The following is a 1,863-nucleotide window of genomic DNA, read 5'->3' as shown; positions in this document are numbered from 1 at the left end:
ACCGTCTCAGTAGTTTCAAAAAAACGATTGGATAAGTCATAAATTATGTACCCGAAACAGAATATGGATAGTAGGAAAATCAAAATAGCTTTAGGGCTACGAAATAGCGTATTCATAGCTAATTGTTGTTTGGCGCTGCCTGTCCCCGTTGATTTGTAGAGCAGGAAAGAGTCTAAGGGGATTTTCTGATTGGTTAAGTTAACGTCCTTTTTCTTTGGAATCGCTGGCGTTGTTACTGCTTTGTCGTGCTTCCAAATGTAAGGGTTGCGCTTAGTCCAAAAGAATTGGTCACGCCCCTTATGAAAAAAGTTTTGGTTAGCACATGCCTTGATTCCTGAATCGATTTGCTTCCAATCTGGGGAAAGCAACTCGATGTCCCAATCGTACTTTCGATGCCTCATGAAGCCTTCATTAAAGCTGTGTGGATAGATGATTCTTCCTTCGGAATCGTATTCGGCAATTCCGCGATCATCTATCTCTGAGTCTTTCAATGCGTCCATGTTGGCAGGCGTGTAACGAGAGTTAAAAAAGCGCTCGTAATCTTTAGGGAGTAGCCCGTCTTGTGGTGATTGAGTGATGAAATCAGAGAGCGGTTTATACTTCACTTTGCGTATATCAAAACCGACGTTCTTAGAGAAGATGTCCTGGCACTCATCAATCACAATGAGCGCACCAATAGGGCACCAACAGAAAAAGTGAGTCCAGAGGTGAACCCCTGATTCATCTCTAGAGCTCACACGAAAGAGTTTAGCTGTGCTTGGAAACTTAATATCAAAGCGCTCCTCGATGACGGCTAAGGGCTGCATACCTTCCATGTTGGTAACAACGGTTCGTCCTGCCTTTAGAGCTTGATAGATAGAAAAGTAAGCCGTGTAAGCCGACTTATAAGAGCCATTTGCTCCCGTTCTAATCGTGATAGCCATTATCTAGAGAGCCTCATAACTAAAGCCGTAGTGAAGAAGTTAGCCCAAACAGAGAGGGCTTGAGGGACGCCAAACTTAAACGCATAAAATCGTAATTCATCAGGTAAAGCGTTAAAAACGTTAGACAGAATCTCGTTAAAGCCGATCTCCTGTAGAAGAATTTGTGCCGAGTTATAAGAGAGCTTGATGAACTCCAATTCAGCCTTCAATTTCATCTTAATCATGAAGATCTGAATGTATGAAAATAGGTCTAGTGTCATCTGTGGAATGGCTTTAAAGAAGTCAGTGATAAACGACATCTGTAAGCTGATCCAATCGATAAAAGAGTAGATGTAATCCATAACTAATCCTTCCCTAACATTTTGATGCCAGACACCACAAACATAAACATAATGACGGCTGCAATGAATGATGCGTTATCGAGTAACGCCTCGAAGACACCCGATTTAAAAGAGCGTTCAGCGTGGTTTACGTTAAGGTTTAAAGAGTGCTCTTTATAGGTGCCGTTACTAAAAGAACTGGTATCGATAGAGAAGAGCGCTTTGAACTTTTCGAACTCTTCGGCCATCTCTTGTTTCAGTTCGAGTACTTCGTTTTGAACTTCAGCAATTTGATTTTGACTAACGATGAAGCCGTCACCATCAAAGTCGTAGTCCGGTTCAATAAAGTCATTAGTATTGGTGACGCTGTCGATTAAGTCGGTGAGCTTGTTTTCAACGCCTGACATATCTGCACCATCTATGCCATCAATTTTGTCGGATAGAGCTTGGATACTGGATTCAACACCGCTTAAATCAACAGTGGAAGAGCCACCAGAAATAGCGTTAATTTGCTCAGTCAACTGATTAAAGCGTTGATTGGTGTTTTCATTAACATCATCAGAAATTGACGCGGCAATCATGTTACTCACTTCAACACCGTTTTTAATTTCAGATTGGTT

At 41.7% G+C, this 1,863-nt stretch carries 2 protein-coding genes and 1 pseudogene; all 3 read right to left on the bottom strand.

Annotation, left to right across the window (positions count from 1 at the left end; translation table 11 throughout):
* A partial coding sequence (locus F0251_RS24180) for a zonular occludens toxin domain-containing protein (protein ID WP_171731977.1) occupies positions 1-923 on the bottom strand: 923 nt, incomplete at its 3' end.
* On the bottom strand, positions 923-1,264 hold the full coding sequence (locus F0251_RS24175) for a DUF2523 domain-containing protein (RefSeq protein ID WP_116872039.1): 342 nt from the start codon (positions 1,262-1,264) through the stop codon (positions 923-925). The genes F0251_RS24175 and F0251_RS24180, both read right to left, overlap by 1 nt.
* 2 nt (positions 1,265-1,266) lie before the next feature.
* A pseudogene (locus F0251_RS24170) lies at positions 1,267-1,863 on the bottom strand (hypothetical protein); the annotation flags it as partial.

The organism is Vibrio sp. 070316B (genome assembly GCF_013114115.1).
Lineage (GTDB): Bacteria > Pseudomonadota > Gammaproteobacteria > Enterobacterales > Vibrionaceae > Vibrio > Vibrio chagasii_B.
This window is presented reverse-complemented; position numbering and strand designations above follow the sequence as displayed.